General features: G+C 34.8%; 1 protein-coding gene. It reads left to right on the top strand.

The genetic code is table 11. The features are described from left to right. The coding region (locus JCM14209_RS10155) for a hypothetical protein (protein WP_035520368.1) at positions 1 to 887 on the top strand (887 nt) is incomplete at both ends.

Raw genomic sequence — 887 nt, 5'->3', positions numbered from 1 at the left:
TTACACCTGATATTACTGCAACTCAACCAAATACTCGTTACATTTGGGTTGATCAAAATAATGTGGAACAAATCCAACACCCATTTGTTGTTGCAGATTACAACAAGGATGTTGCTATTGATAAGGCATACTCATCAACAGCTTCACAAACTATTGCACCTTTAAACAATGGTTTAACATACACAGCTGAAAATGGTAAAGTGGTTGTTTCAGGCGGATATACTGCAGACGTATTTAAATCACAAACTGATATGTACACAACTAACACTGTAGTTGAGGCTGATGGTAGTCGATACGTAACTGATAACAGTAATCCTTTATCAATTGTAGGTGTTAACCACGCTGATAATAAGGTTATTAAAAAAGAATACGGTCAAAGTGTAACAGAACAAGAAATAATTGATGTAATTAAGGGTCAAATTAATGTTTCTGGAAGTTTTGATGCTAGTCGTCAACCACAAATTGCAAAACTTCAAGGTGAAAATACACTTATTCAATATGCACTTAAACCAGGACAAACATTGCCAACTTCAGGTGAGAATAATGAAGTTAAAGTAATTGCAACATTACCAAGTAATGGTGTGGATGCAGAAGGTAATGCATTACCAGGTGAAACAAAAGAATTAACTGTAATTGTAAACTTTGCTGAACCAACAGTTGACAAGACTAACTTAGACAAAGCAATCAATGATGGAAACAAATTATCAAAAGATAATGCAGTAACATTAGCAGACGGAACAAAAGTTCCAGTAGACAAAAATGATAAAGATGCTTTAGACAAAGCACTAACAGATGGGCAAAAAGTATTTGACAATCCGACTGCAACACAAGATCAGGTAAATGAAGCTCAAAAAGCAATCGATGATGCAATGAAGAACATCAACGAC

It is taken from the genome of Ligilactobacillus hayakitensis DSM 18933 = JCM 14209 (genome assembly GCF_000615845.1).
In the GTDB taxonomy this organism is placed as follows: Bacteria; Bacillota; Bacilli; order Lactobacillales; family Lactobacillaceae; genus Ligilactobacillus; species Ligilactobacillus hayakitensis.
This window is presented reverse-complemented; position numbering and strand designations above follow the sequence as displayed.